Genomic DNA, 22,159 nt, shown 5'->3' with positions numbered 1-22,159 from the left:
ATGTCAGATATCAGCTCTGGAAACAGCGAAAAGAAAGTAATTGTCGGTATGTCCGGCGGTGTAGATTCGTCAGTATCGGCGTATCTTCTTCAGCAACAAGGCTATCAGGTAGAAGGCCTTTTCATGAAAAACTGGGAAGAAGACGATAACGAAGAATACTGCACGGCAGCTGAAGACCTTGCTGATGCTCAAGCGGTATGTGACAAGTTAGGTATCCACCTTCACACTATCAACTTTGCAGCAGAGTACTGGGATAATGTATTCGAGTACTTTCTTGAAGAATACAAAGCGGGTCGTACACCGAACCCAGATATCCTTTGTAACAAAGAAATCAAATTCAAAGCATTCTTAGAGTTTGCGGATGAAGTATTAGACGCAGACTACATTGCTATGGGTCATTACGTTCGTCGTACTTTCCCAACTCAAGAAGAGCTAGACGCTGGCGTGAAACCAGAAATGCTACGTGGCCTAGACGGCAATAAAGACCAAAGCTATTTCCTATACACGCTAAGTTCAGATCAAGTGGCACGCAGCCTATTCCCTGTGGGTGAATTAGAGAAGCCTGAAGTGCGTCGTATTGCTGAAGAGCAAGACTTGATCACTGCGAAGAAAAAAGACTCTACCGGTATCTGCTTTATCGGTGAGCGTAAGTTCACTGAGTTCTTAGGCAAATACCTACCTGCTCAACCGGGTAATATCGAGACGCCAGACGGTCAAGTAATTGGTCAACACCAAGGCTTGATGTACCATACTTTGGGTCAACGTAAAGGTCTTCATATTGGTGGCACTAAAGGTGGCGGCGGTAACGAAGAACCATGGTTTGTTGGTGAAAAAGATCTTAAGCGTAACGTTCTGATCGCGGTTCAAGGTAAAGACCACCCGCTTCTTAAATCAGAAGGTTTGTTCGCATCTCAGCTTCATTGGGTTAATCGCACACCAATTACTGAAGTTATGACATGCACGGTAAAAACACGTTACCGTCAAACCGATATTCCTTGTACAATCATCCCAATTGACGATGATAACATTAAGGTTATCTTCGATGAGCCGCAAATCGCTGTAACGCCAGGCCAATCGGCTGTGTTCTACCAAGATGAGGTATGTCTTGGTGGTGGTATCATCGAAAAACGCATCTAACTATTCGAACAAACGATAGAAAACAACTAGGAGTTACTACGTGGCTAATACACTTTATGACCGTACTATTGCTTTCGCTGGAATTTGCCAAGCTGTGGCTTTGGTTCAACAAGTAGCGAAAGACGGCCGTTGTGATAAAGATGCCTTCGAAGCTTCACTCAATGCCATTTTAAATACTAACCCAGCGAACACTGTGGGTGTATTTGGCCGTGAGGCAAACCTAAAGCTAGGTCTTGAATGCTTAGTAAAAGGTATCGACAGTACTCCTGCTGGTAGCGACATTACTCGCTACATCATCAGCTTGATGGCGCTTGAACGCAAACTATCCTCACGCAATGACTCTATGTCACAGCTTGGCGATCGTATTCAAACTGCAGAGCGTCAAACTGAACACTTCGATCTGTTTGACGAGCAAATGATCAGCAATCTTGCGAGCATCTACTTAGATGTAGTGAGCCCTATTGGCCCTCGTATTCAGGTTTCTGGTACGCCAGCAGTACTTCAACAGACATCGAGCCAGCATAAGGTTCGTGCTCTGCTGCTATCAGGAATTCGAAGCGCTGTATTATGGCGTCAAGTTGGCGGCAAACGTCGCCACCTTATCTTCGGTCGCAAAAAAATGATCGAGCAGGCTCAAATCCTGCTAGCTCGCATGTAATTTATTAGCTCGCGCCTCGTCGCGAGCTTGTTTTTTTGTACCAACACAATTCTCACGCAAACGATTGCGCAATGTGCGTGACAATTGAGATTGTTACTGGTATAAACCTCTCAAAATTTAGAAAACTCAATTCAGGAGAACACCATGGAACTGTCAGCATTGACTGCTGTTTCACCAGTAGACGGCCGTTACGGAAGTAAGACTGTTGCATTACGCAGCATCTTTAGTGAGTTTGGCCTACTAAAGTACCGCTCTATCGTTGAAGTTCGTTGGTTACAAAAGCTTGCAGCTACAGATGCAATCAAAGAAGTACCAGCGTTCAGTGCAGAAGCTAACCAGTTTCTTGATGAACTAGCTGCTAACTTCAGTGAAGAAGATGCTCTACGTATCAAAGAGATCGAGCGCACGACTAACCACGACGTTAAAGCTGTTGAGTACTTCTTGAAAGAGAAAGTTGCTGGCGTTCCTGAACTTCACGCTGTAAACGAATTTATTCACTTTGCATGTACTTCTGAAGACATCAACAACACTTCTCACGCGCTTATGCTTAAAGAAGCTCGTGACACAGTGATTCTTCCAGAAATCCGTAACGTAATTGATGCTATCAAAGCACTTGCGAACGAGTACCGTGATATTCCATTACTATCTCGTACACACGGTCAGCCAGCTTCTCCTTCTACTATGGGTAAAGAGATGGCTAACGTTGCGTACCGTATGGAACGTCAATACAAGCAAATCGAAAACGTTGAGATCCTAGCGAAAATCAACGGTGCTGTAGGTAACTACAACGCACACCTTTCTGCATACCCAGAAGTTGAATGGCACCAGTTCAGCGAAGAGTTCATCACTGAATCTCTTGGCGTAACTTGGAACCCGTACACAACTCAAATCGAACCTCACGATTACATCGCTGAGCTATTCGATGCAGTTGCTCGTTTCAACACTATCCTTCTTGACTTCGACCGTGACGTTTGGGGCTACATCGCTCTTGGTCACTTCAAGCAGAAGACTATTGCTGGCGAAATCGGCTCTTCTACAATGCCGCATAAAGTTAACCCAATTGACTTCGAAAACTCTGAAGGCAACCTTGGTCTAGCTAACGCAGTATTCAGCCACCTTGCACAAAAACTTCCAGTTTCTCGCTGGCAGCGTGACCTTACTGACTCTACGGTTCTTCGTAACCTAGGTGTTGGTGTTGGCTACGCAATCATTGCATACACTTCGACTCTGAAAGGTATTAGCAAGCTTGAAGTTAACCGAGCTGCACTACTTGCTGAACTAGACAAGAACTGGGAAGTACTGGCTGAACCAGTACAAACAGTGATGCGTCGTTACGGCATCGAGAAGCCATACGAGAAGCTGAAAGAGCTAACTCGTGGTAAACGTGTAGATGGCGAAGGCATGCGTGCATTCATCGATGGTCTTGAGATCCCTGAAGACGAGAAAGTTCGCCTGAAAGAGATGACTCCAGCGAACTACATCGGTCAAGCTATCGAGCTAACTGACAAGCTGTAAGGTTCGAATTTCGAATCACAGAATAGACTAAGGCTTCCCATGTGGAAGCCTTTTTGTTGAGCGGAACAAAGTGTACTAAGCACGATCTGTCATCAAAAGAACACTAAGCTCTCCCTCCTTATTTCCCTACACATATTAGTCCGTGCGATATCAACCAATAAATATCACAACGCTTCATCACCAGTAACCCTCTATCGCTAAACACATATCCCTCGGATACTTACTGTCTTAAACACCAAGATCAAAAAAGGCCTCCCGAAGGAAGCCTTTCAAATACATATTGCCGCTTAGCTATAAATTACGCCGCGATTACATGTTACGTAGAGACGCAATACGCTTGTCTAGCGGTGGATGGCTCATTAGAAGCTCAGTAAGAGACTTCTTACCGTTGATACCAAATGCCATCATAGAACCTTCTAGCTGTGGCTCGTGGCTCACCTTTAGACGCTCTAGCGCTGCAATCATCTTCTCTTTACCCACAAGGTTCGCTGCACCTGCATCGGCATGGAATTCACGATGACGGCTGTACCACATCGTAATGAAGCTTGCTAAGAAACCAAATACCAATTCCAACACCATAGACACACCGAAGTACACCATCATGTTGCTGCCGCCCTCTTCTTCGTTGTCATTCGACGCAACAATGTTGGCGATGAAACGAGATAGGAAGATAACGAACGTGTTCACTACACCTTGCATTAACGTCATGGTCACCATATCGCCATTCGCGATGTGGCTCACTTCATGAGCTAATACCGCTTCAGCTTCGTCACGCGTCATGTTGTGTAGCAGGCCTGTTGATACCGCTACCAATGAATCGTCACGCTTAGCACCCGTCGCGAATGCGTTGATGTCAGGCGAGTCGTAGATCGCCACTGTTGGCATACCAATACCAACTTGTTGAGATTGACGGCTTACCGTCTCCATCAACCAATGTTCTGTTTCGTTACGTGGGCTTTCAATGACCATGCCGCCAACTGAGCGTAGCGCCATTTTCTTTGACATCATTAATGAGATGAATGAGCCGCCAAAACCAAACACCGCAGCCATTAGCAACAAGCCAGAGAGGCTTCCTGGTTGCATACCTGTGACTGCGTATACAATATTAATAACAACACTTAGTACCAATACAACCGCAAGGTTGGTTGCAAGGAACAACATTACTCGCTTCATTACTTATCTCCGCATGAAAGCTGTTTTTATAAAACTTATTGTTATAGACAAGGCAGACAGCAATTTATTCCAACCTTGAAGACTTATACTTACTTATACATATAGTCTTAGATTAAGAAAACAAGGTTAAGCATTAAATTGCAACATTTGATTACGAGACTATGTCCGAATTAATCTTAGTCTATTAGACCTAAGTCGTATGGTGTCGATATAACAATCCGTTTACAGTGACTTCAGATGATTTATTGGCTAGTCCATGTACAAAAAGGGAACGATCATGGTTGAAGGTACTAACACTCAAATGGCTATTGATTTACTGTGCTGTCACCTAGGGATTACTGAAGAAGAAGCGAAAAAGCAGATTGGAATCCTAACACCACAAACGGCACAGACAAAAATCACAGAAACACAACAAGCTTTAATGGGACTGACAAAAGAACATTAATCCCTGCTTGCTTAAAAAAGATCGGTTGTTTATCAACCTAAGGTCTAAAGGCTTAAAACAGTGAAAGGGTTGCAATCGCAGCCCTTTCACTGTTTTAATCACAGCAACATTAATTGAAATATCTCTTCGCCAACAAATCACACTCATTTCGAAGAGCCTTAATAAATGGGTCTCTTTCTAATTCAATGGTGTGAAACAAGCTAAACGGCACTTTCAAATCATTACTTAGCAAGCTCGTCTCTTTCTTTTCTATATTACCCATTTTAACGCCACTCTCAGCAGCTCGATTCGGCAATAATGCCCACCCTTGATATTGAAGCAGCTGTATAATTAAGTCGCTACTGCTGACAATACGAGTACTATATGAAAACGCTTTTATCGCCCCCTCGGCTTTCAATGCATTTTCACTCAGATATTGAATTTCCAACTGAGCATCTTCGAGATCAAAAGTAGGTTTATGCGCCAATGAAGTATTGCTCCCAACGTATAAACCATAATCAATATATCCAAGGTGTTGGAAATGAGCAGGAAAACCTAAGGTAATTGCACCTCTAGTCGGAAAAAAAGCAAAATCGAGTTCGCCACATTTCAGCTCATCAAGGCCAACCTCACGATTTCTCGCCAACCAGTTAATACTCACTAATGGAAAGCATTTGGCCGCCCACAATTCGACACTCTTCAAAAAATCAAATGGGAAATCAACATCATATCCAATATTAAAATGTGTTCTCGACGTAGAGAATAAGAACTGACTCACTTCGGCCAGTTTACTCTCCTGCCGAATTACCAAGATCACATGTGGATAAAGCGTCTCTGCCGCAAATGTAGCTACTGCTTTCCTCCCTACGATATTAAAAAGATCATAACCTAAAGCATCTTCGTAAGACTTCACCAACTCTCTAACCGTTGTACGATCTTTATTTAAAAACCTGCCGGCCGAGCTAAATGAATGATTCTGGTAAACAGCAATAAAAGCTCGCAATTGTTCTAACGTATGCATAAAACACCTTTTGAACGTACAATCCCATCATAAGTGGTTTTTTAGAGTGTTAAACTCCTAGCATAATTACCAGCAGTATTTCTTACTTGTTGGTGCTATGACTCCCAAAACTCGATCAATAACCTCAACCCCATTGATGCAATTTAATGCTCCGCTCTTAAAGCCGCTTTTTGCTCTCGCAATTCCTATAACGCTACAGAGTATCTTTTTTTCTAGCAAAGGAGTCATTGACCTGATCATGATTGGTCAATTGAGCGAGAACGATATCGCAGCGGCAGGTGTTTCTAGCCGAGCCTTGTTTGTTGCGACCATCATCCTCTCCGGTGTGACAACAGCTGGAGCAATCTTAATTGCTCAGTACTTTGGGAAAAAGGACGACCAAGGAACCAAACGAAGTACTACATTAACTTGGGTGCTATCAAGTTTACTGGCACTAATACCTTTCTGTGCTCTAGCACTGGCTAATTCGCACGTTATGGGGCTCTCTTCCAATAACATCGAAGTTCAAGCTCTGGGCTCTCAATATCTATTTATTACTAGCTTTAGTTTATTTTGCATGGCATTTACGGGGAGCATCGCAGCTTACCTACGGTCAATACATCAAGCTTCAATCAGTTTATATCTGAGTAGTCTTGGCATCATTCTCAATATCTTACTTAACTGGGTATTGATATTTGGTCACTTCAGCGCCCCCCAAATGGGATTAAAAGGAGCTGCGGTTGCAACGTTAATCAGTAGCTTGCTCGAAGTGGTAATAACGATTATTTACCTGAAGCTGAACAAAAATGTAGTCTTGTTTAATTTGTCAGATATAAAACAAGCGCTACAGTTTTCTCATATAAAACAGCTTACCCGTTTGGCTCTTCCTACAACCATCAACTTTGCATTATGGTCGGGCGGTTTATTTGCTTATACCGCAATCATGGGGCGGTCTAGCGATGAAGGGCTTATCGTCTTGTCGATCATCACCCCGATTGAAGCTTTCTCTCTTAGCTTCTTGATCGGTATTGCAAATGCGTCTGCTGTTATTGTCGGTAACCACATCGGTGCCAATGACTTTGATTCTGCATACCGCCACGCCATCATGATCACTGTGGTCGCATTCATTGTTACTTTATGTGTTTCATTATCATTGTATGCACTAAAAGACACCATTCTCGGTCTCTTCACTTCCTTAGAAACAACGACCACCGAACTAGCGAACAAATTCTATGTGATTTTGTGTTTAGGCATTATTTTGCGTTCCCTCCCAACAACCATGGTCGTTGGCGTGCTCCGAGCCGGGGGTGATGTAAAGTTTTGCTTATACCAAGACCTGATCACTCAATGGTGTTTTGGCATCCCTTTAGCCGCAATAGGCGCTTTACTGATGGGGTTGCGCCCAGAGTGGATCTTCGCGCTTTTCTTTTTAGAAACTTTGTTTAAGTGGTTCGCTTGTATCTATCGATTCCGCAGTAAGCGTTGGTTTAACTACTTAGCTCAATAGACACAATTTACCTACACAAAAATTAAGAGATTAAAAATGAATATAATTACTTTATATGAAGCCTATGGTGTCACCATTGCGATCTTACTTTTCATCGCCATTTATATATTTATCCATATTAAGTACATTCGACATCAAGCAGCACATAAACGATTTCTTGAAGCTTTGTGGGCGTTAATGAAAAACACCATCCACGGCGAGCATATTCGTACCATGGGTTATAAGCCGGATGATAAAAAAGAAGATCGAAAGGCTTAGCCCGAAATACAAAAAACCGAGTGAATTGACTTCACTCGGCTTTTATAAAGTTAATACGTAGAAACGACTACAAGCCGATAACAGTAGCCTCTATTAGGCAAGATCACTTGTTAAAGGTTGAGTAGAGGCGTTACGTCGATGTATTTACCAATGTTCTTAGACTTGGCTTTTGGCACATAAGGGATTTCACCTAATTTCGGCGCACCTAGCTTATCTTCAAGCATCGCAATAATGTCGGCATAATGTTCCGTGCCTGGATTAATGCGGTTCGCCACCCAACCTACTAGGTTTAGACCATCTGCACGGATCGCTTCTGCGGTTAACAAAGCATGGCTCAAACAGCCAAGCTTAATACCTACAGTTAGCACCACAGGAAGCTGCTCTTTCTTAACCCAGCTAGACAAGTATTCGTCATCTGAAACTGGCACACGCCAACCACCAGCACCTTCAACTAAAACGATGTCAGAGTTTTGCTTATGCTGTTCTAGCTTCGCTGATAATACCGCTTCATCAACCACGACACCGTCATGCTTTGCCGCAATGTGAGGTGAGGATGGTAGTAACAATGCGTACGGGTTAACGTCTTCGTAAGCAACATCTTGCGTCGCCGCTTCTTGAAGATGTAATGCATCACTGTTACGTAACCCTTCAGGGTATTCTTCACACCCTGCAGCAACTGGTTTATAACCAATTGTTGATAAATCTTGTGCGGCCAAAGCTTGAAGAATCGCTTTTGAAACCACAGTTTTTCCCACTTCGGTATCCGTACCTGCAATGAATAATGCATCAATCATAATTGAATAACCCCTAAACAAACTTGATATGTTGCTGGTAAGAAACCTTGATGGTTTTTAAACTCTCGATATTCCCGTTCAACAAGCTGCAACATGTGGCGACTTGTTAAACCTTGTGAGCGACCACTTACGTGATTAGCGCCGATACCTTTAAGGTCGCGCATCAGTTCAAACGCAGTGTCGTACCAAACGGTGATGGTGGGCAAGTCTAGTTGATGAGCAGTACAGCTAGATTGCGCTAACGCAATTTTTACCTGATTGATTGTAATAAAATGGTTAACGTGTTGATGTGCGTCAATTTTGGACCATGATTTTTCCAGTTCAAACAGTGATCCATCAAGCAAAGTTGAAAAAATCACACGTCCACCAACCGCTACAACGCGCTTCATCTCCTTTAGAGGCGACGATAAATCATCACACCATTGCAACGCTAAGCTAGAAAAAACGATGTCAAAACACCCATCTTCAAACGGTAATTGCTCTGCGTCGGCTTGTTGGTATAAAGAGACCGATGCGCCACAACGTTGCTCTGCCCTTTCTAACATTCCAACAGAAAGATCGGCACATACCACATCAGCACCGCGCTTCACCAGCTGCTCAGAGAAGTAGCCAGTCCCGCAACCTAAATCAAGCACCTTTAAACCTGAGAGGTCTGTCGATAGCTTATCCAGAAGTCGGTGGCCGACATCGCGCTGAAACTCTGCGTGTTTATCATACGTTGTTGCTGCTTTACCGAAAGCTTCAGCAATCGCACTCTTATCTTGGCCTACGTAATTATGCACTACTGCTTCTTGTGACATTTACTGAGCCTCTTTCTCTAATTCAAAGCTAGATTCTATGTTTGATTTGCTTCCAGAATCGTTGCTTCGATCTATTGCTTGAAGTAACGAATCAGTTAACTGAAGAATCTGCTTCTGACTATGGTTGGCCGTTAACGTAATTCGTAAACGAGCAGTCCCGGTCGGAACTGTTGGTGGCCTTATCGCCGTTACCCAAACTTGGTTACGCTTCAATTCTTCGGCAATAGATAATGCAGCTTGAGTTTCACCAATCACAAACGGCTTAATCGGAGTATGAGTATCAATGAAACCTTTCACGCCACTCATCTGCTCAGCATAAAGAGCACCCAACTCCATGAGCTTCTGTCGCCGCCACTCTTGCGTCTGAATCATCTGACACGCATGAGACAAAGCCACCACTTGTGAAGGTGGCATCGCCGTCGAGTACACATGATGACGAGCAAACTGAGTTAAGTAATCACCCACTTCTGACGAACAAAGAATCGCAGCACCAGAAAGGCCAAATGCTTTACCAAAGGTCACCACCAAAATATCGGGTGAGATTTGTGCCACACTGCAACTCCCAGCCCCTTTATCACCCAATACGCCAATACCGTGGGCATCATCAACCGCTAGCCAACTGTCGTATTGATTGGTCAAGTTAGATATTTGATTGAGGGGAGCTTGGTCGCCATCCATGCTGAACACGCCTTCCGTCACAATCAAGGATTGTGGAGAACGGCTTAACAACGACTCTAGATGTTGCGTATCGTTGTGTTTAAAGCGTTTCATTGCTGCAGGACAAAGCATCCCCGCTTCCATCAAAGAGGCATGGTTAAGTTTGTCTTGCAGCAATGAGTCGTCTTTTTCGAGCAGAGAAAACAACAAAGCTTGGTTAGCACTGAAACCAGAACTAAAGAGAATGGCACGGTCGAAACCAAGCCATTCACACAGCTGAGCCTCTAGATTTCGATGAGCGGAACTAAACCCTGTGACCAATGGCGATGCCGCACTTCCAGCACCATATTGGGAGAGCCCTGTTTGCCATGCATTCACCAATTCAGGGTCGTTCGCCAAGCCTAAGTAATCATTGCTCGAAAAATTGATGAAACTAGAACCTTCGCAAGTAAGCAAAGGTCCATTACTGTTTTCGAGCACCTTGAGCTGACGAGTCAACCCTTGCTCATGGCGATGAACAAGAGCTTCTTTAATGCGAGCTTTAAACAGTGGCATCGTAGAACATGTCATCTTTAGTTGGACGAGCCGCAACGCGCTCCACCACTTGATCTAACAGTTCGTTTTCTTGAATTTCGTCAGGCTTTTGAGCCACTTGTTGGCTGTTGATACCCAGCTTCTTAAACAGCTGCATATCCGTGTCTTCATCTGGATTCGGTGTCGTCAGTAGCTTACAACCGTAGAAAATTGAGTTCGCGCCTGCCATGAAGCACATCGCCTGCATCTGTTCGTTCATATTCTCACGACCTGCAGATAGACGAACCGCAGACATTGGCATCATGATACGAGCAATCGCAATCAACTTAATGAAGTCGAAAGACTCAACATCGTCGACGTTTTCCATCGGTGTGCCTTTCACTTTTACGAGCATGTTGATTGGTACACTCTCAGGGTGTACAGGAAGGTTCGCTAGCTCTACAAGAAGGCCTGCGCGGTCATTGGTACTTTCGCCCATACCAATAATGCCACCAGAACAGATCTTCATCCCGGCATCACGTACGTGAGATAACGTATCTAAACGATCTTGGTAAGTACGAGTGGTAATAATGCTGCCATAGAATTCTGGAGACGTATCAAGGTTATGGTTGTAGTAGTCCAAACCTGCGTCTGCTAGCTCACCTGCTTGCTCCGGCGTTAACATGCCCAGTGTCATACAGGTTTCTAGACCCATGCCTTTCACACCTTTGATCATGTCAGTTAGGTGAGGCATATCGCGTTCTTTCGGGTTTTTCCATGCCGCGCCCATACAGAAGCGAGTTGAGCCCGCATTCTTAGCTTTTTTCGCCGCATCCAAAACACGCTCAACTTCCATTAAGCGTTCTTTGTCGACATCCGTTCGGTAGTGAGCACTTTGAGGGCAGTACTTACAATCTTCAGGGCAAGCACCTGTCTTTATCGATAAAAGCGTACTCACCTGCACGTGGTTGTGCTCTTGGTACTGTCTATGAACGACTTGAGCTTCAAACATTAAATCCATAAACGGTTTTTCAAGCAGCGCTGTTACTTCAGCAACTGTCCAGTCATGACGAACTTCCACGTGTCGATCCTTTTTTATTTTTTTGATGTTACAACTCTGTGTCTAGAGTTTGCATTTATGCTTGGCTAGTCTACCGACAAGCTTTAGACTGTCAACACATTGATAATATCAAAAGTTTACACTTGGTTATTTTTTAATCACATCAAGAATGGAAGTTACTATGGATCTCGCCTTTGATCGCCAGCATATCTGGCATCCCTACACATCAACGTTAACACCTCTGACCTGCTACCCAGTCACCAACGCAGACGGTGTTTACTTAGAATTAGAAGGCGGAAAACGAATTATTGATGGCATGTCGTCTTGGTGGTCAACCATCCACGGCTACAATCATCCAGCTCTAAACGCTGCGGCTCACAGCCAAATCGATAAAGTTTCACACGTTATGTTTGGTGGTATCACCCACCAACCCGCTATCGATTTATGTAAGAAGCTTCTTAGCTTAGCCCCGGATAACCTAGAGCATGTATTCTTAGCCGACTCAGGCTCAGTCGCCGTAGAAGTTAGCCTTAAAATGGCACTTCAATACTGGCACGCTAAAGGGCAACCTCGTTCAAAGTTCTTAACACTGAGAGATGGCTACCACGGTGATACCTTTGCTGCGATGTCGGTGACCGATCCAGATAACTCGATGCACAGCCTCTACAAAGGCTTTTTGCCGGAACACATTTTTGCTGATTCGCCAAAAACAGGTTTTTGGGATCAATGGAACGCGAACGACATCAACAGCTTTCGAGAAAAGCTAGCAGCACACCGTCAAGAAGTCGCAGCCGTGATCTTAGAGCCAATCGTTCAAGGTGCTGGCGGTATGCGCATTTACCACCCTGAATTCTTGAAACAAGTACGTTTACTGTGTGATGAATTTAACGTCTTACTGATCTTGGATGAGATTGCGACCGGCTTTGGCCGCACTGGGAAACTGTTCGCTTGCGAGCATGCAGATGTTCAACCGGACATCTTATGCGTTGGAAAGGCTTTAACTGGCGGCTATATGACCCTTTCAGCAACACTGGCTAGTAAAGAAGTTGCTGACACGGTATGTGGCGGTGAAGCGGGCTGTTTTATGCACGGGCCAACCTTTATGGGCAACCCATTGGCTTGTGCAGTCGGTGCGGCAAGTTTGTCCATCGTAGAGCAAGGCCATTGGCAAAATCAGACTCTACAGATTGAACAGATCTTTTCAGAATTGCTGCCACCTCTGCGGGAGCATGATCTGGTGAAAGACGTACGCTGGCTAGGAGCGATTGGCGTTGTTGAGACACACACACCAGTCGATATGGAAACCATCCAAGCTCACTTTGTTGAACAAGGTGTTTGGATTCGCCCATTTGGTAAATTGATTTATATGATGCCTCCTTTCATTAGCAAACCTGAACATATCGAACAACTTGTTTCAGCCATTGAAAGTGCATTACAAGATAAGAACTGCTTTAAGTAAAAAACGAAGTTTACCCTTATCTTTCTTTGTTGGTGAATCTCATAAATTAAAAGACCTTACGTGAACGTAAGGCCTTACTCTATTTTCGGTGATAGCTAATAATTTAACGTAATTGACTATCTTTACTTGCTCGACGATTAAACAATGAATGTCGATGTGCTGCATGCTCTAACATTGACTGGCATTCAATACAGAAACGTACGCCTTTTATCGCAAGCCGCCTTTGTTCTGGTATCTCACCACCGCATTCATCACAATAACGTAAGCTTTCTCCGCCTTGAATGTTACCTCTAACTCGAGAGATCTCATCATCAATGGTATTTTGAATTTGCTGGCTCACACTATCGTCACCAGCCCATCCTACGGCCATAAGCCCTCCTCAGTATTTGAACGAGAAAATCTATACCTACCGCGGTAAGAGCATATTATAACCACATTATCGACTTGCAATAATCATCAAAATTAAGAAAACACTATTACGCACAGGTAACAAACTTATTTGTTTCTCACCATTGCCCTATTCTATAGGCAATAAAAAACCCAGCCTGCTGGCTGGGTTTTATTAGCAATCTAATGCTGAATCAGTCTAATTAACCGATGTGCGTTACGCCGCCCATGTATGGTTGAAGTACTGCTGGAATCGCAATACGACCATCAGCTTCTTGGTTGTTTTCTAAGATAGCAACCATAGTACGACCAACAGCAAGACCAGAACCGTTTAGTGTATGCACTAGTTCAGGCTTCTTCTCGCCTTTACGACGGAAACGAGCTTGCATACGACGCGCTTGGAAGTCCCACATGTTTGAACAAGATGAGATTTCACGGTAAGTCTCTTGTGCTGGAACCCATACTTCTAAGTCGTAAGTTTTCGCAGAACCGAAGCCCATGTCACCTGTACATAGAATCACTTTACGGTAAGGAAGCTCTAGAAGTTGAAGTACTTTCTCAGCGTGACCAGTTAGCTCTTCAAGCGCTGCCATTGAGTCTTCTGGCTTAGTGATTTGTACTAATTCAACTTTATCGAATTGGTGCATTCGGATAAGACCACGAGTGTCACGACCGTAAGAACCCGCTTCAGAACGGAAACATGGAGTGTGAGCTGTCATCTTAAGTGGCAGTTCAGCTTCATCAGTAATCGTGTCACGAACCATGTTCGTTACCGGTACTTCCGCAGTAGGGATAAGCGATAGCGTCTTAAGAGGTACATCACTTACTTGCTCTGTTAGCGGGCTTGTGTGGAACAAGTCTTCGCCGAACTTAGGAAGTTGACCAGTACCGTATAGGCTATCGTGGTTCACTAGGTACGGTACGTACATTTCTGTGTAACCGTGCTCATCAGTGTGAAGGTCCAACATGAACTGAGCAATAGCACGATGTAGACGTGCGAATTTGCCTTTCATCACGATGAAACGAGAACCAGAGATTTTAACTGCGCTTGCAAAATCAAGACCGCCAGACATTTCGCCAAGATCCACATGATCTTTCACTTCAAAGTCGTAAGTCTTAGGTTGACCCCAACGAGAAACTTCTACGTTGTCGTCTTCATCTTTACCATCTGGCACTTCTGCGTCAGGCAGGTTAGGAATCGACATTGTGATCGTTTCTAGCTCAGATTGAAGCTCAGCCAATGTTACTTTAGCTTGGTCTAGTTCTGCGCCTAAGTTGCCTACTTCTGCAAGGATACGCTCAGCTTCTTCATGGTCGCCTTTTGCTTTCGCTTGACCAATGGACTTCGATCGAGAGTTACGTAACGCTTGTAGCTCTTCAGTTTTCATCTGAAGGGACTTACGTTTTTCTTCAAGTTCACGAATTGTCTCTACATCAAGGGTGAAGCCTCGACGTGCTAATTTTGCCGCTGTTTCATCCAGCTCAGCTCGAAGTAATTTAGAATCCAGCATTGCTAATCCTATGCTTTAGTTATTTGAATATTCAGTAGCTTGACTACTGAATCACTGCTAAACCCTTAAAAGTGGTGCTATTTCGACCAATTTTTAACGATTTAATATAAATTTTATGACTAGGTAACGATATCCAAAAAAGACTACTTTTCATAGCGTTTTTGTGGGCTTTTTGCGTCCAAATCCGCCAGATAATCTAGCTTCTCGCCAATTTTGGTCTCTAAGCCTCGTTTTGTCGGGAAATAGTATTGTGTTTCGCCCATTTCAGGCGGCAAATACTTTTCTCCAGCCGCGTAGGCACCTGGTTCGTCATGAGCATAACGGTATTCTTGCCCGTAGCCCATGTCCTTCATCAAAGTTGTGGGTGCATTTCGCAAATGATGCGGCACTTCATATTCAGGGAGATTATGTGCATCCGTTAAGGCTTGCTTCCAAGCGGTGTAAACGGCATTACTCTTAGGTGCACACGCTAAATAGACAACCGCTTGTGCAATTGCACGCTCCCCTTCTGCTGGACCAATACGCGTGAAGCAATCCCAAGCCGACATCGCGACCTGCATTGCTCTTGGGTCGGCGTTACCAATATCTTCAGAAGCAATCGCCAATAAACGCCTTACGATATACAGAGGATCGCAACCCGCAGCAATCATTCGCGCCGACCAATACAACGCAGCATCGGGATTAGAGCCACGAATCGACTTGTGAACGGCAGAGATTAGATCGTACCAAATATCGCCCTTGTTATCGAAACGAGCAACCTTCTCGCCCGCCACTTCAGCTAACAACTGCAACGTTATCGCTTTCTCGCCCTTATCGTTGTCTTCTGCCATGTCATACAGCAGCTCAAGATAGTTGAGCGACATACGAGCGTCACCGTTGACCAGTTCCGCAAGGCGATCTAATACGTTATCAGCAAAATCAGCCGTCACATCACCCAGACCACGCTGTTTATCTTCAATAGCTTGGCGAATAACGAGGGAGATATCCTCAGTATTAAGAGAAGTCAGTTTGTAGACACGCGCACGCGACAACAAAGCGTTGTTCAATTCAAAAGAAGGGTTTTCTGTGGTCGCGCCAATAAACGTAACCGTGCCATCTTCGATATGAGGTAAGAACGCATCTTGCTGACTTTTGTTAAAGCGATGGACTTCGTCCACAAACAGGATCGTTCTGCGCCCTGCTTGCTTGTTCTCTCGCGCTTTTTCAATGGCGATACGAATGTCTTTTACACCCGATGTCACCGCTGATACGCGCTCAACTTCTGCATTGGCGTAATTTGCTGCCACTTCTGCCAGCGTGGTTTTACCGGTGCCCGGAGGCCCCCATAAAATCATGGAGTGGATATGGCCCGCTTCCAACGCTCTGCGAAGGGGTTTACCTGGACCTAATATATGCTGCTGACCGATGTACTGTTCAACAGTTTCAGGTCTCATACGAGCAGCAAGGGGACGAAAATCTTCGTCCCCTGCAAAATCTAAGCTATAATTACTCAATTGCAATCTCTTGATTCGTTGATGGCATCAATGCCTATCGACTTACTACCAAACGATCTGCCAGTTTGGATCAGTTTCTTTGGTCGTCGACCTCGACACCTTCCGGCGCCACAAAAGTAAAGCGGTCTGCAGAAGGTTTACCTAAATCAACATTGTTAAAGGTAAACTCACCTTTTTGGCCGTCTTGTTCAATCACATTAAAGCCCTGAACAATGCCTTTCTCAGTGATGTTAATCTGGAAATCGCCCTGATTAGAATCCACAGCCGTTGGCGTTAGCGTAAATTGGTTACCCGTTTGCGCGACGTTGTAGTTGTCCCAATCACTTTCTTGGTTACGAGTCAGCAATACAAACGGTGTTTGCGATGTGGCTTGTTCTTGCCAGTAAATGCTCACTTGTTCAATAAACGGGCTGTAGTACCACAAGCTTTGACCATCGGATACCAATAGGTTTTCATCAGGGAAAGTGGTTTCCCAACGGAATAAGCTTGGGCGTGCAATCTCTACCGTGCCCTCGCCTTCCATCACAACATCACCGTCAGGGCTGGTTACGACTTGTTTAAAGTCAGCGCTAAAACCTGCATTCAGCGACAAGCGGCTACTCAACTCTTCTTTCGGAGAAGCAAATACTGAGAAGCTCATAAATAAAAGTGCGAATACTTTTTTCATCAATAGTCCTGTTAAATCATAAGTCGGTCATGTTTTGGTTTTGACCGACTGAATTGTTATGAGTTCCTATCGGAACTAATCTTTTGGTGGCGCTGGCGCCAAGACTTCTCGGTTACCGTTATGTCCTGGAGCACTTACAATACCTTGAGCTTCTAATTGCTCGACAATTCGTGCGGCACGGTTGTAGCCGATCTTAAATCGACGTTGTACACCAGAAACCGAACCACGGCGTGAATGAACCACGTGCTCGACAACTTGATCAAACAGAGGGTCGACTTCTTCATCGCCTTCCATCTTCTCACCCGGTAATAGTGTCTCTGGGGTTTGATCGCCGTTAGTAATCTCTTCAATATAGTTTGGCTTACCGCGTGCTTTCCAGTTGTTCACGACCGCGTGAACATCATCATCAGAAGCAAACGCACCGTGTACACGAGTTGTGTGACTTGAACCCGGTGGTAAGTACAACATATCACCCATACCAAGTAGTGATTCAGCACCACCTTGGTCCAAAATGGTACGAGAGTCCGTTTTAGTCGATACGGTAAAGGCAACACGTGTCGGGATGTTTGCTTTAATAAGACCCGTAATAACATCAACCGAAGGACGTTGAGTTGCTAAGATCAAGTGTACGCCAGCGGCACGCGCTTTCTGCGCCAAACGTGCAATCAGTTCTTCAACTTTTTTGCCGACTACCATGATTAAATCGGCAAATTCATCGACGACAACCACAATGTAAGGCAGTTTTTCCAACAATGGCGCTTCAGGATCCATGCTATCACCCGGCTTCCACAATGGGTCATGAATTGGGTGACCGGCTTCCGCTGCCATCTTCAATTTGTCGTTGTAGCCTTTAATGTTACGAACACCAAGCGCCGACATCAGCTTGTAACGACGTTCCATTTCGCCCACACACCAACGAAGGGCGTTAGACGCATCTTTCATGTCAGTAACTACTTCAGACAACAGATGTGGAATACCTTCATAGATAGACAATTCCAACATTTTCGGGTCAATCATGATGAAACGAACGTCTTCAGGCGATGCCTTGTAAAGCATACTCAAGATCATCACGTTCACACCCACCGACTTACCAGAACCGGTTGTACCCGCGACAAGAACGTGTGGCATTTTCGATAGGTCAGCAATGACCGCTTCACCTGCGATGTCTTGCCCTAGCACGACAGTCGTTGGTGATTTTGCTTCTTGGAACTGCGGGCTAGCAACCACATCAGAGAAGAACACCGTTTGACGGCTCATGTTCGGCAGTTCTAAGCCAACATAAGGTTTACCCGGTATTACCTCTACGACACGCACTGCCAATGCAGAAAGTGAGCGCGCTAAGTCCATAGAAAGGCCAGAAATACGACTTACTTTCACACCCGGAGCGAGGTCTAACTCGAATCGAGTGATAACAGGGCCAGGGAAAATATCAACCACATCAGCTTTGATTTTGTAGTCGGCTAATTTAGATTCAACCAAACGAGCGATTGCTTCAAGTGCATCACGGTCAATGAAGGTTTCACGCTTTTCAGGATGGAACAACAGCTCAAGTGTTGGCAATGGTTCTGCTGGTTTAGGCAAGTTAACATCTTGCTGAACTAGGAACGGATTTTGCGCTGCAGCCATGTTTGCTTGTGCTTCAGAGACAATATTTTGGAACGCTTCTACATCTTTATCTTGGTTTTGCGATTCGTCTTCTATGACTTCTTCCCAAGGAAGATCAACAACTGGCTCTTGGTTCTGTTCAGTCGTTTGCGTAGGCTCTTGTTCGTAAGCCGAAGAAGCAAGTTGGTCTTCGTCATTATCAATAGGTTCAACGTCTAGCTCTGAATTAGGTTCACAGCTTTGCTCTTCCGTTGTATCGAAAGACGATGAGAATTCTTGTGGTGTTTCTTCTATTTCACCCATTGGCGAAGCGTATAGAGACTCTGGTTGAACATCTTCTGCATCGAACTCATTATTTACTTCTGATGAGCTATCCATTACTGGTTCTGCACTTTCAACTACCGTTTCAGTAGGATTAACTGCAGGTTGCTCATTCTGTATGTATTGTTGATACGCGATCTGAGACTCATGCGCGTCAACCTGCTCCTGCTCAGCAAGATCATCTTCATACATAGCCGCATTTTCTAACTGCTCAATAGTCGCATTCAACTGTTTAGAGCGTTCGACACCTTCTTCTAAAGGCTCTTCTGGTGCTTGGTAAACTGGTGCAGCAGGAATCGGCTCTTGCTCAACGTGTTGAGGCTGAATCTGAGGCTGTTCTTGGGCAGAAGCTTCTTGCTTAACAGGCACATCGACTGGCATGTGAATATTGTAATGACGCTTCGGCGATGCAGTATTGTCTAGTGCATTCGCAGCATCGGAAGAATCGTTGGTCGCAGAGAAGCTCAGTGCAGGATCAAACTGATCTTGGTCTGTTGATTCTTTGTTGTCTTCTATAGCAGGAACATCACGGTAAATAGGTTCTTGATGCTGCTTATGACGTTCTTCGATTAAATCTCGGTCTGCCGACTCTCTTAATTGTGGCTCAAGCAACTCTTGATCTTCACCACGCGCTTTATTAACAGCAGAGGTAAACAGCTTAATCGCACATTCACCCAACCATTCGACGATACTCAGCCAAGAAATACCCGTTAATAGAGTAAAGCCAGCGCCCCATAAGAAAAGAAGAACCAGTGTACTGCCAAGGACGTTAAGCGTTGGAAGTGCAAGACTTGTTAATACGTCACCAACCACGCCACCTGATGAAAAGTACCAGATATCGTCAAAGTTAATATCCGCTAGACCACAGCTTGTAAGAATAAGGACGGTTAAGCCAAGTAATCGAGAACCCCACAACATGAAGTCGATTTGTTCGTCTTCATTGCGTTTTCGGAACAACACCCATGCAGCCACGGTCACTAATATAGGAAGCGGGTAAGCCAGTGAACCAAACACAAAGAAAAGCGTATCCGCTAACCATGCACCTAGGTAGCCACCCGCATTCTGAATGTCACCACCCCACGCCGTTTGCGACCATGATGGATCTGCAGGACTAAAAGTTAATAACGCAACGGCAAGTAGAATAGAGAAGAGAACACCCAAAATCAGGCTGCACTCTTTGAGACGTTGAGAACCATTCAAACGAGGAGACTGAGGCTCTTCACTCGTTTTAATGATTGTTTCTACTTTATTACTGCTCTGCTTGAACATAAACCAACTTAATAATTAAACGGGATAAAAACATAGCGAACGGCACAAGCCACTCGTTTTCATGAAACTACTGTTGATTTAACCATATCAAACAGAAAAACCCAATTCCAGAAAGCAAGAAAGCGGAACAAATGTCCGCTTTCTTTCATTTCACCAATTATGATTAACGAGTTTTAATCACAAGTTGATTAGTTTGTTTCACTTCTTCCATTACAACGTAAGTACGAGTGTCGTTTACGCCTGGTAGACGCAGTAACGTATCACCGAGCAACTTACGGTAAGCACCCATGTCCGATACACGTGTTTTTAGAAGATAGTCAAAATCACCCGACACTAAATGACACTCTTGGATGTCATCCAGTTTCTGCACAGCGGTGTTGAATTGTTCGAACACATCTGGCGCACCACGGTTCAAAGTAATTTCAACAAACACTAAAAGTGAAGCATCAAGGTACTGTGGGTTCAGCAATGCTGTGTACCCAGTAATGTAACCTTGACGTTCTAAACGACGAACACGCTCAAGACATGGAGTGGGAGAAAGTCCTACTCGTTTTGATAGTTCTACGTTTGAGATACGACCGTCTTTTTGCAACTCATTAAGAATGTTGCGGTCAATACGATCTAGTTCCTTGGACGGCTTCTTATAATTGTCTGCCATTTTTTATTCCACCTTATTACTTCCTTGCAAAAAAATATACTACAACTTTTTAATATTCGGTATCAAATTCTATCTGAACCTATCTATACTAGATATTAATTCGACAGAATTACCCTACACATAGATAAAACAACCAAAATAAAATAAGGAGTCAGGATGATCATTGGCGTACCTAAGGAAATCAAGAACCACGAATACCGCGTTGGTATGACCCCAGCTAGCGTGAGAGAACTAATCTCACACGGCCACCAAGTTTTTGTAGAAACCAATGCCGGTACTGGTATCGGTTTTTCAGACGATGATTACATCGCTGTAGGCGCATCCATTCTTCCTACTGCTGCTGACGTTTTTGCGAAAGCAGAAATGATTGTAAAGGTTAAAGAACCTCAAGCTGTCGAGCGAGCTATGCTTCGTGAAGGGCAAATATTATTTACCTATTTACACCTTGCACCAGATTTTCCACAAACGGAAGAGCTAATCAAGAGCAAAGCTGTCTGCGTAGCCTATGAGACTGTAACAGATAATATGGGTCGCTTGCCACTATTAGCACCAATGTCTGAAGTCGCTGGTCGCATGTCTATTCAAGCAGGTGCACAAACACTAGAGAAATCTAACGGTGGTTGTGGTCTTCTTCTTGGCGGCGTTCCTGGTGTTGAGCCAGCGAAAGTTGTTGTAGTTGGCGGCGGCGTTGTTGGTGCTAACGCAGCACGTATGGCTGTTGGCCTTCGCGCAGACGTAACCATTCTAGATCGCAACGTAGATACTCTTCGTCGTCTTGATGAAGAATTCCAAGGTCGCGCAAAAGTGGTTTATTCTACTGAAGACGCTATTGAGAAGCATGTTCTAGAAGCAGACCTAGTGATTGGTGCAGTACTAATCCCAGGCGCAGCCGCTCCTAAACTTGTTACAAAAGATCACATCGCTAAGATGAAGCCAGGTTCAGCTGTTGTTGACGTTGCAATCGACCAAGGTGGTTGTTTTGAAACTTCACACGCGACGACTCACGCTGATCCAACTTACATCGTTGATGACGTAGTTCACTACTGTGTTGCTAACATGCCAGGTGCCGTTGCTCGTACTTCTACATATGCACTAAACAATGCAACACTTCCTTACATTGTTAAGCTAGCGAACAAAGGCTACCGCGAAGCACTTCTATCTGATGAAGGTTTCCTAGAAGGTCTAAACGTAATCCACGGTAAAGTGACTTGTAAAGAAGTTGCAGAGAGCTTTGACCTAGAATACGTAGAGCCAGCGAAAGCTATCGCAATGTTTAACTAATTGCGTTTGGCC

The 22,159-nt window shown here is 44.5% G+C and carries 20 protein-coding genes; 8 read left to right on the top strand and 12 right to left on the bottom strand.

All coding sequences use genetic code 11. The features are described 5' to 3' along the window. The 3 genes from mnmA to purB all read left to right on the top strand — a co-directional run bounded on the left by mnmA (position 1) and on the right by purB (position 3,310). Positions 1 to 1,137, top strand: a complete 1,137-nt coding sequence (mnmA, locus tag IHV80_RS05575) for a tRNA 2-thiouridine(34) synthase MnmA (protein ID WP_054546659.1) — start codon at positions 1 to 3, stop codon at positions 1,135 to 1,137. 40 nt (positions 1,138 to 1,177) lie between these two features. Beyond that, positions 1,178 to 1,795 (top strand): high frequency lysogenization protein HflD, encoded by a 618-nt coding sequence (gene hflD, locus IHV80_RS05570; protein ID WP_017073329.1) that lies wholly within the window; start codon positions 1,178 to 1,180, stop codon positions 1,793 to 1,795. A gap of 144 nt (positions 1,796 to 1,939) precedes the next feature. Continuing rightward, entirely contained in the window at positions 1,940 to 3,310 is a 1,371-nt protein-coding gene (gene purB / locus IHV80_RS05565; protein ID WP_065103839.1) for an adenylosuccinate lyase, read from the top strand. 309 nt (positions 3,311 to 3,619) lie between these two features. On the opposite strand, the gene htpX is transcribed toward purB, so the two are convergent. Then, a complete protein-coding gene (gene htpX, locus IHV80_RS05560) occupies positions 3,620 to 4,483 on the bottom strand; it encodes a protease HtpX (RefSeq protein ID WP_192890349.1) in 864 nt (287 codons plus the stop codon). A 277-nt stretch (positions 4,484 to 4,760) separates the two neighbouring features. Between htpX and IHV80_RS05555 the strand changes: the two genes are divergently transcribed. After that, positions 4,761 to 4,928: a hypothetical protein gene (locus IHV80_RS05555; protein WP_017078977.1), complete on the top strand. Its 168-nt coding sequence runs from the start codon at positions 4,761 to 4,763 to the stop codon at positions 4,926 to 4,928. A 109-nt stretch (positions 4,929 to 5,037) separates the two neighbouring features. Here the strand turns inward: IHV80_RS05555 and IHV80_RS05550 are convergent, their stop codons facing one another. Beyond that, positions 5,038 to 5,928 (bottom strand): LysR family transcriptional regulator, encoded by an 891-nt coding sequence (locus tag IHV80_RS05550; protein WP_192890348.1) that lies wholly within the window; start codon positions 5,926 to 5,928, stop codon positions 5,038 to 5,040. Positions 5,929 to 6,166: 238 nt separating this feature from the next. On the opposite strand from IHV80_RS05550, the gene IHV80_RS05545 reads away from it, so the two are divergent. Beyond that, positions 6,167 to 7,414 (top strand): MATE family efflux transporter, encoded by a 1,248-nt coding sequence (locus IHV80_RS05545; protein ID WP_264158415.1) that lies wholly within the window; start codon positions 6,167 to 6,169, stop codon positions 7,412 to 7,414. A gap of 36 nt (positions 7,415 to 7,450) precedes the next feature. Then, entirely contained in the window at positions 7,451 to 7,672 is a 222-nt protein-coding gene (locus IHV80_RS05540; RefSeq protein ID WP_192890346.1) for a hypothetical protein, read from the top strand. Between the two features lie 110 nt (positions 7,673 to 7,782). On the opposite strand, the gene bioD is transcribed toward IHV80_RS05540, so the two are convergent. From bioD to bioB, 4 genes are read right to left on the bottom strand one after another with little or no spacing between them, the layout of a single operon-like run. After that, a complete protein-coding gene (bioD, locus tag IHV80_RS05535) occupies positions 7,783 to 8,466 on the bottom strand; it encodes a dethiobiotin synthase (RefSeq protein ID WP_192890345.1) in 684 nt (227 codons plus the stop codon). After that, complete coding sequence (gene bioC / locus IHV80_RS05530) at positions 8,463 to 9,266, bottom strand: malonyl-ACP O-methyltransferase BioC (protein WP_192890344.1); 804 nt, start codon at positions 9,264 to 9,266, stop codon at positions 8,463 to 8,465. Before bioC ends, bioD begins: the two co-directional genes overlap by 4 nt. Next, positions 9,267 to 10,478 carry an 8-amino-7-oxononanoate synthase gene (gene bioF / locus IHV80_RS05525; protein ID WP_192890343.1) on the bottom strand — a complete coding sequence of 404 codons (1,212 nt, stop codon included), beginning with the start codon at positions 10,476 to 10,478 and terminating at the stop codon, positions 9,267 to 9,269. Continuing rightward, entirely contained in the window at positions 10,465 to 11,517 is a 1,053-nt protein-coding gene (gene bioB / locus IHV80_RS05520) for a biotin synthase BioB (RefSeq protein ID WP_192890342.1), read from the bottom strand. The genes bioF and bioB overlap by 14 nt, the downstream gene beginning before the upstream one ends. A 160-nt stretch (positions 11,518 to 11,677) precedes the next feature. Here bioB and bioA point away from each other — a divergent pair, with 160 nt between their 5' ends. Further along, complete coding sequence (gene bioA / locus IHV80_RS05515) at positions 11,678 to 12,955, top strand: adenosylmethionine--8-amino-7-oxononanoate transaminase (RefSeq protein ID WP_192890341.1); 1,278 nt, start codon at positions 11,678 to 11,680, stop codon at positions 12,953 to 12,955. Positions 12,956 to 13,058: 103 nt separating this feature from the next. On the opposite strand, the gene IHV80_RS05510 is transcribed toward bioA, so the two are convergent. The 6 genes from IHV80_RS05510 to lrp all read right to left on the bottom strand — a co-directional run bounded on the left by IHV80_RS05510 (position 13,059) and on the right by lrp (position 20,866). Then, a complete protein-coding gene (locus tag IHV80_RS05510; protein ID WP_192890340.1) occupies positions 13,059 to 13,325 on the bottom strand; it encodes a DksA/TraR family C4-type zinc finger protein in 267 nt (88 codons plus the stop codon). A gap of 220 nt (positions 13,326 to 13,545) precedes the next feature. Then, positions 13,546 to 14,853, bottom strand: a complete 1,308-nt coding sequence (gene serS, locus IHV80_RS05505) for a serine--tRNA ligase (RefSeq protein ID WP_017093537.1) — start codon at positions 14,851 to 14,853, stop codon at positions 13,546 to 13,548. Between the two features lie 143 nt (positions 14,854 to 14,996). Continuing rightward, entirely contained in the window at positions 14,997 to 16,352 is a 1,356-nt protein-coding gene (locus IHV80_RS05500) for a replication-associated recombination protein A (RefSeq protein ID WP_318842412.1), read from the bottom strand. Positions 16,353 to 16,416: 64 nt separating this feature from the next. Beyond that, on the bottom strand, positions 16,417 to 17,013 hold the full coding sequence (gene lolA / locus IHV80_RS05495; RefSeq protein ID WP_192890338.1) for an outer membrane lipoprotein chaperone LolA: 597 nt from the start codon (positions 17,011 to 17,013) through the stop codon (positions 16,417 to 16,419). A 75-nt stretch (positions 17,014 to 17,088) separates the two neighbouring features. Then, on the bottom strand, positions 17,089 to 20,208 hold the full coding sequence (locus IHV80_RS05490) for a DNA translocase FtsK 4TM domain-containing protein (protein WP_192890337.1): 3,120 nt from the start codon (positions 20,206 to 20,208) through the stop codon (positions 17,089 to 17,091). A 163-nt stretch (positions 20,209 to 20,371) separates the two neighbouring features. Continuing rightward, complete coding sequence (gene lrp, locus IHV80_RS05485; RefSeq protein WP_004734558.1) at positions 20,372 to 20,866, bottom strand: leucine-responsive transcriptional regulator Lrp; 495 nt, start codon at positions 20,864 to 20,866, stop codon at positions 20,372 to 20,374. Between the two features lie 156 nt (positions 20,867 to 21,022). Between lrp and ald the strand changes: the two genes are divergently transcribed. After that, positions 21,023 to 22,147, top strand: a complete 1,125-nt coding sequence (gene ald / locus IHV80_RS05480) for an alanine dehydrogenase (RefSeq protein WP_192890336.1) — start codon at positions 21,023 to 21,025, stop codon at positions 22,145 to 22,147. The last annotated feature ends 12 nt before the right edge of the window (positions 22,148 to 22,159 follow it).

Origin of the sequence: Vibrio bathopelagicus (genome assembly GCF_014879975.1) — a bacterium.
Classification (GTDB): domain Bacteria; phylum Pseudomonadota; class Gammaproteobacteria; order Enterobacterales; family Vibrionaceae; genus Vibrio; species Vibrio bathopelagicus.
Note: the sequence above shows the minus strand (reverse complement) of the source record. Positions and strands in the feature narration are given on the sequence as shown.